We start from the raw sequence: 8,294 nt of genomic DNA on the forward strand, positions 1-8,294 counted from the left end.
CATAGCTTTGTGGATGGTTGGTAAAGACCCATAAATGTTAGGTTGTATCTGATTTGCACAAAAAATAGCCGATACGCAGGGTTATCGGCTATTTTTTTGAAGGAAAGTAGAATCAATACTAAGTTATAAACTCATATTAATTGATTTTAAATTGTTTTTTAACATGGGAACAACTAGGACAAGCTCCCTTATTTCCTCCCTTTACATCCTGTACTGAAATAGTTGTACCTTCGAGTTCCTCAATATTGACACCCAAACCCAAAGCTTTATTAATACAATCAATCTCGGCACATTGTCCATGAAAATTTGGACGTATTTTTTGAGGAACATTATTTAAAGCCGTTTTTAAATCAGGATGGAGGTCTCTAGCTTGTCCACTCAAGCCATCTATTGTACCTCTAGCGTTGAATTTTAGCCTAGAAATAGTTTTCCTAGATAAAGTTAGCTGTGCTGTTGCCCCTGAACCCTCATTTACCTTTTTTTGGAGCACTTGTGTGTTGTTTTTACTTTCAAGCGTTTTGGTTTTAGGTTTTGTTTTTTTCCCTACCGTTGTCCAACCATCGTCTCCACAATTATGCACCAACACTTCTTCATCAGAAACAAAGTAATTATGGGCTACATCTACAGTAAAGTTATAAACTCGCTCATCTGCATTAATAAGAGTAATTGATTTTACAGTGGCCAGTTCACCATCCTTTTGACGGATTTTATCTCCTACAACAAGCTTTTCAGCATCAACCCAACCTTTGTCTTCTGCATAAATAGGGTGCTTATGGGTCACTTCGATACGTTCACCATCGACGACAATAGCAAGGTATTTATCTTCGATGTGATTGAAGAGATGGGTAACTTTGTTTAGCTCCACCTCACCAGTCGTTTCATTGTACGACCAAACAAAGTCGCCCACCTTAACTGCTTCGATAGGGTTTTGGCCTTTTTCAGTGGAAACCAATGTACCTGCAGTGAAAGAGTTAGTGCTACAGGGAATCATTTCTTCAGCTTCAGCAAACTGAGTGCCTCTGCGCATACCTCTTAGGGAAGAACGTGCAGCGCTAAACCCAGCACCTGCGGTTCTAAAGGCTCCACTCATTGCCGCGCCAGTTACAGCCCCTAATGCAAAGGATTTGCCGATATCACTCATCGAACCTCCACCCATCGCGGTAAAGGCCGCATTTTCAGTTCCGGCAATAGCTCCATCAATCGCAAGCCCGGCAGCAACACCAAATCCAGCTTCAGCCGCCGCTAATCCGGCAGCACCGCCTGCAGCACCAATGACTGCACCACCAATAATGCCACCCCAGGTTTTACCTGATTTCCAGTCCCAGCTAGCGGGGTTTGCGCTATGGTTTACAGCCGCTCCCCCAGCGTAAGCTCCTCCGACAATGGCAATTGTCAAAACAATCGCTGTGATAAAGAACTCTCCATCTGGATCAGTTCCAGCGAAGGGATCATCATTGCCATAGAGATAGGGACTGTGATACTGCGCAGCAGGATCGGGGGAAATAAAACGTCCTATCTCTGCATCATAATAGCGATGTCCAAAGTAGTAGAGCTGGGCATTATCATCATATTCTTTGCCTGTAAATTTTGCCCTGAAGCTATCTTCACCTGTGCTGTTGGCTTGATCAATGACACCGTATGGAGTGTATTCCACGCGGGAGACCACATCACCTTGTTCATTGGTAACGATGGAGGTACTGCCCACATGGTCTCGATGGAAGTAAAGCAAATTACCCGAAACAGGCACACCTACACCATTTTGCCCTGGTTTAAGTGCTGCAAACGTAGGCGCTGCATAAGAGCCTAAAAAGCAAATACAGACAAAGCCTATGGTTAGTAGCTGGTGTTTGCCTCGATCAGCTAAATACGCGGGTGGTGTCGGTTTATTCCATGCATGTGCCTGTTGCCGAGACAACCAGCCCTTCGCTACACAGCGTATCAGTAGCTGATAACGCAGTTGACCCACTACACTTTCGTTGCTTGCCGTGCGCAATGCAATAAACATTAAATAGACAGCAATGAACGAAAGTAAGATTAACCAAAGGGCAGCAGCAATTATCTCGGCGCCTATTTCACTATGTGTCAGGATCAGCCCAATACCAGTAAAAAAGTCATTTAACGTTTCAAGATCAACAGGCATGACAGAAGCCATCATAATCCCTGTATGCAAGCCAATCTGATCTTCTACCGTCATTACGCCACTGACATTAAGCCCAGAGACTTCTTCTGTTTTAGCGGCAACTTTACCAATATAATTGGTGTAATTACGCGAGCCATTCTGCCTGACAACAACTTCATGCAGACCCAGAAAATAATAAGTCGAGTTGGTGAGTACACCATTTTGATAATCTTTTTTAACTGTTCGATTATTATTTTCATCGTACTCAAAACGGTTTACTAACGCGCTATTACGCTTAATTTCAGTCAGATTCCCATTACCATCCCAGGCATAAAGCCAGGTTACACCATGCTGGTGGTCTATTTTACGCGTTAAATAACCCGCCTTATCATACGTATAGGAATATTTGTCTTTACCATTGACCGTATTTTTAATCTTTTTCAGCTGGTGATTTTTTTCATTATCATAAATATATTCCATCCCTTTGGCCGTTTGGACATTGCCAGAATGATCGTAGCTATAATTAAATTCTCCATAGCCACCTTTGGCACTGATTAGCCGACCATGGCTATTATGGCTTAGGGTTTGTAAGAGGCGATCTATATTATTATCTTTAATACCAATAAGTTCATTGGCACGATTCCAAAGATAGGATTGATTAAGCAGCATGACTTCGGCATTTTGTTGCACAAGTAGCTGATCTGGCCGACCAAGCGCATCAAATTTATGTGCCTCAATGATACCATTTCCATACACCACTTCAGTGGGTTGGCCATTTACATGATAGCCTTCGTAAACAGCAAGAGTTTGAGATTGATTGGTTTCACCTCGCTTATATTCATACTGAAGTGCTGTCGGAAAACTGTTGCCTGCTTCTGAACGTAGAATCTTGGCCTGACTACGATCAGGATAGCCAACGGATTTAGCTTGATTTAATGCATTATATTCCCAAGAAAATATTGATGACTCACCCACATTACTATCATGGTCAAATTTCCCATTCTCATTAATATCAAACTTAAACCATAAATAACGTATTAAGCCATTAGGAGTATATCGATACTCTTTTTGTACTCTAAGGCGATCATTCACTTTAGTTGTTAATACCGCTAGACGGCCAAGCGTATGGTGATTGGCTGATCTAGAAGAACCATACTCATAAATAACTTCCGTTGTTTTTGAGCCTGCAATACTTAGCTTTCTTTTAACTCGGTTTAACTGATCATATTCAAGCTGTACTACCCGGCCACTGGCATCTATTTGTTTCACCAAATTACCATGGCTATCATATTGGTAGCGTGTAGTTTCTGTTTCTTCTGAGTGATCTGCTATTTTTTGCCCTAAACTGTTATACGCAAATTGGCGTACTTGGTTTGAGGGGTCAGTAATTTTAACTAAACGACCTATTGCATCATACTCATAACGGGTTTCTGCACCATCCGCTGCTTTTTGATAAATAACTTGTCCTTGCGTATTATGCTTTAGGACCTGGCTAACCAAACGGCCGTCATTTCTTGTTGATGCTGCAGGGTCATTAAACTGTTTGATCAGACGCCGATCGTCATGTAATTCATAACTGTATTTATTGATACCACCCAGTGGGTAGTTTGCTTGGGTCAGTCTTCCATGTCGATCATACTGAAATGTTGTCTCTGGGTATTTTGGGGATTCATTGCACTTAGATTCACTACTGGCAAGCTTGACACAACCGTATGGTTCACTTTCAAAGAAAGTTGATACGGATTTATCAACCTGTCCTTTAACGTTAAATATATTTAAATCAGTAACTGTATATAAATTGCCTTTTCCTGGCTCGTGATTTGATCGCCCACGTCCAAGCGGGTCTGAATATTCATGCGTCGTCAGCCAACTACTCTGGTTATTATCTTCCCAGTCTTTTCGCTGCTTTGTAATAACTTTAAGTAAGCCTGGAAACTCAGCTTCCTTGTATTGTTTAGCAACGACCTGCTGTAGTTGTCCGCGAGGGTTTGTCTCATAAACGGCAATAACACGGCCATAAGCATCAAGTTCAGATTTTACTGTATGCCCATTAGGGTTGGTTGATTGAGTAAGTACGCCAAATCGCTGATCATATTGGTAAGTTGAGGTTAGGGTAACCCCTTCACCTTTAGTTGACTCAGATGTTAAATAAGTACCTGTCTCATCGTAAGTGTATTGTGTGACAGCACCAGAGCGATGTTTTACCTGCTTTACGTTACCAAAGCTGTCGTAGCTATAGTTCGCTGAATCAATCATTGACCCTGACTGGCTATTTGCTAATCCTGCATTGACGTAACGTTGAGTTGAGGTAACGTTTTGGTACCCATCATAGACATAATGTGTAAGTGAATAATCCTGATTATCCCACGCACTTACCGCACCACAGTCACTATTAATATGGGCTACTTTGGTGTAGTCGATAAAGGTATTTTCCCACCAGTTACTGCCTGATCGGTACTGATGACAAGTTGCGTAGGCATCTTGTTGAGAGTTTTTGGTATCACCCATAGTATAAATAGCTGTGGGCTCACCGTTCGTTGCTACAGCATTATTATATTGGTAGCGTGTTTGCGAAGTGTAATTATGTTGGCCTTCAGTAAAGTGCTGTTTCTCTTGCTTATCAAGATAAACACGTTTTACCTTTTCAGGTAAATCTTCACAGCCTGTTTCCTCGCCTGAGCACTTTCGATAAGTAGACGTTGTTACGCCAAGCTTTGTATCTTGTTCGCTATCTAATACTTCTACTTTTTGAATAAGTCCTGTTAGCGGAAATTTAAGGTGGTGTGTGGTGACTGTTTTCGTATTATGCTGATGGTCAATTAAAATGGTCCTTTTAAAACCCAACCAGCCTCGATTTCGGTCAACAACACCTTCTTCATATTTATGGGAAAATCTAAAACAGTCTATTGATGTATCACAGTCATTAATCGTTTCAGAACTTTTTACTTGATGGCTATCAACAACGTATAAGCTATTCGTTGTATTGATCCATGTGGCGTCACTTTCTTCTCCATCAACCTGATTATCACGTGTATATACAGCCTTATCCGTGATTGGCTTATAGCTGATACTGATGTTTTTGCCGAGACCGTCAGTGATGCTAGTTAACAGGTCCGGTTTATTTTCTCGCAGTGACCAGGCGGAAGCTTTAGTATTATTGCCCCATTTAAAGATCTCTAAAACTTCATTAACCCCATCGCCATCAATATCTACAGGTATATAACGCCGAGCATCTCCGGCTTTTACATTACTCCAGCCGCCAAGATGTGATCCTCCCGATAAATTGTTGAATTCGCCATGCCCATTATTTATCCAGATAGTAGCAAACGTCACATCGTCTGATTTTCGCCAGATTGAAATCAGGTCGTCAACTCCATCACCATTTGCATCAATGGGTAAGTAACGCCTGGCGTCATTTCCGTTTGCAGGAGTCCAACTACCAACCGAAGAACCATCTCCAAATGTTTTTTCAAAGGAATAGTTTCCTTTATTTATCCAAAACGCACTATAGGCTCCTTTGTCTCCATTTCTCCAGATCTCAAGAATATCTGGCAGGTTATCTCCGTTAAGATTCATTACAAGGTAACGGCGTTCATCACCACTCTTTACATCTGACCAACCTCCAATTTCTTGGCTTGAGACCCCTGAAAATCTGCCTTTTCCATCATTAATCCATAATGAAGCCCCTGTAGTGTGGCTACCTCTTTTATAAATTTCGACTAAATCTGGAAAACCGTCAGCGTTAATATCCATTGCTAAATAGCGTCTGGCATCACCGTCATTAACATCTGACCAACCACCTATATTTGAGACAGGTCCCTGTTGAAAAAGACCTTCACCATCATTAATCCAAGCAACTGCTCCAGTATTGCTATCCCTTTTATAGATTTCTACAATATCCGGAAAGCCATCTGCATTAACATCCATAGGGTAATATTTGCGAGCCTTAGAGCCATTAGGATCACTCCATCCTCCTATTTTTGATCCTGCATGATGATGGTTAGAGTTTTTATTAAATCTACCAGTCTGTTCATTTAACCAGATAGCCGCATGAGCATTATTCTCATATTTCCAAATCTCTACAATATCTGCTGCACCATCAGCATTAATATCCATAGAAAGATACTTACGTGCACGTTCACCATTTCGACTGGTCCACCCTCCCACATAGTTGTCTTGTATTTTAGTAAAGTGACCTTGGCCATCATTTTGCCAAGAAGATGCATGTGCAGAACTTCCTTTTTTCCATATCCCAACTAAATCAGTGATTCCGTCAATATTAACGTCCATAGGTAAATATGAACTTGCATCATCTTCATCAACATCTGTCCAGTCGCCAAGATCAATACCACCAACAGTTTGTCCAAAGTCGTGTACTAAGTTGCCTTGATCTGAATAAGAAAACGTTGTACTAGGAAAACAGGTATTTCTTGCACATTCTTGAATACTGTTAATTCTACTTCGATTGGTCGTATTCCCTTGCTCGTAATTAATACGGTAGTTTTTTACAATTTCAGAGCCAAATTTAGTAATTATTGTTTGTAGTCGTTTAGTTGTCGAATATTGTTGGCCTTGTAGGTATCGAGATGAGGTATCAGGTCGGTTTTCATATTCAAATACAACTGAATTATTGGGTGTAACCCCTCCACGCTCATTACCTGTATACTCAATTCGGCTAATAGTAGACTCACCATTAGTTTTGTTTTCAGAGTAGTGATAAGTAAAGTAATTCTGATTACGGTCAATTACTTTATTCATCATCCAAACTGAAACATCTGAACGACCTTTAGCTTCTATACGGGCATCTTCTGTTTGGCCAAACTCATAGGTAGTCCCCATTTTGTCAACCATGGTGAAACTACATGGACCTGTTCCACAGGAACCATGGGCTGTTATTTGACTCCAGTTATCTCGCTCAAATCGATAGCTTGAACCAGATTTGCCGTAATCACCATTAGTGACTATCAAGCGCTGGCCATTTAGACAAAACCTGTCGTTTTGGCTGAAATCAACGCCAGGAGTAAAACTAGGTCCATCTTGATGTCGTGTTTGTGAACATCGTGCTACCATTTGCAACCCTGACAGTTGCCAACCTACCCCTAGCAAACCATTATGTGATTGGCTGTTATAAAGCAGCGCTAATGAAGGCTGTACTCCTTTAGCTCCAGGAGGCACTTCAATCGGAATGGAATAATTAGCGGCACCATTACCATTAACCGTGAATTTACCTGGTAATGTACCTGTTTCATCCGCATGGATTACTTGAAAAGGCAAGCAAAGCAGTAAGCTTTTAGCAAACCACTGTGAACTTAAGCTGTTCACAATATGCTTAAGTATTGACGATTTGCCTCTGCGATTAGGTAGGGGCATTATATTCCTCATTTTTTATTTTTGGTATTAAAAAACTGCAAAAAAAACAGCGGTTAAAGCTTATTTTTTATGATTAATAAATTGCGCAAGTAAGTGCTAAACTTCTTATTCAGCCTATCAACAGATATTTCGAAAATAATAGTGCACGTAAGGATAATTTTAACCTTGTTAATAGGCGATAGACTTTGACATATTATGAGACAAAATACATATACTGTTGTGTATTAAAATGTATCATCTCTTCATTTTATATAAATTTCATAATGAAACTCATCCTGCACATATAGGATTGACTTACTTTTTAAGTGTCAACATCAAACTAACGCTGAGCAAGCTATCGTCTTATCAGGCAGTACTTTTGAGTAAATACTAATAGTATCAAGACGAGTATTTTGTGTCCCCTCGACTGGCGTGCGTGACTCCCCCTAGCCCTTGCTGTTAGCCTTTTCCTGCATCGTTAATGGTTCAGGAGAAGCACCATGGAAACCTATTCATCCCCAGATGTCCCTTAAACACTGGAAGTGGTCAAGGCTAAGTTTGAAGCCTCGCGGCAGTGCTCTAAACCTCGTAAAGCATTCGCTAATGCATTATGGCATGATGGCTTTCGACTGCAGCAGCATTTATGATCAGGCGAAGCTCACGGGGTAAGGTTTCTATCTTGGGTGATTTCATTACAGCACGATACGGCAGTTAATTTATTTCATCATCGCACTGAATCTGTTTTATCGATGAATGGCCGTGATTGCCGATGACTGTTGTATCAGTCAATGTGAACTAAAAAAAGACTGCTTCAAGCGGCCTTGAA

Annotated in this window: 1 protein-coding gene; it reads right to left on the reverse strand. The window is 41.0% G+C overall.

Features of this window, described 5'->3' with window-relative positions; all coding sequences use genetic code 11:
- Positions 1 to 136: 136 nt before the first annotated feature.
- On the reverse strand, positions 137 to 7,489 hold the full coding sequence (locus F607_RS0122585) for a polymorphic toxin-type HINT domain-containing protein (protein ID WP_027709889.1): 7,353 nt from the start codon (positions 7,487 to 7,489) through the stop codon (positions 137 to 139).
- Positions 7,490 to 8,294 lie beyond the last annotated feature (805 nt).

Source organism: Zooshikella ganghwensis DSM 15267 (genome assembly GCF_000428585.1).
Taxonomy (GTDB): domain Bacteria; phylum Pseudomonadota; class Gammaproteobacteria; order Pseudomonadales; family Zooshikellaceae; genus Zooshikella; species Zooshikella ganghwensis.

Bases quoted from the DNA above. Each gene is read 5' to 3' on its own strand.
- F607_RS0122585 (WP_027709889.1), bottom strand. From the start codon at position 7,489: ATGCCCCTACCTAATCGCAGAGGCAAATCGTCAATACTTAAGCATATT.